General features: G+C 50.5%; 1 pseudogene. It reads left to right on the forward strand.

Annotation, left to right across the window (positions count from 1 at the left end):
• A pseudogene (locus DW761_RS21600) lies at positions 1-204 on the forward strand (virulence-associated protein E); the annotation flags it as partial.

A 204-nucleotide genomic window follows, 5' to 3' on the forward strand; every position in this document is an offset into this window, starting at 1 on the left:
GCCATGCAGCGGTATCTCAAAGAACACCAGCGGGATTTTATGCCGGAGGACACCAAAGCCGGGATGATACAGGCGTATCTTGATAAGTACACCGGGAGCATGGTCTGCTCCAAGCAGCTCTATAAGGAAGCCTTGAACCATGCCTTTGACGAGCCGAAGCAATGGGAAATCCGGGAAATCAACGAGATTATGAACCAGTGCATT

Source organism: Absiella sp. AM29-15 (assembly GCF_003434225.1).
Taxonomy (GTDB): domain Bacteria; phylum Bacillota_I; class Bacilli_A; order Erysipelotrichales; family Erysipelotrichaceae; genus Hoskinsella; species Hoskinsella hominis.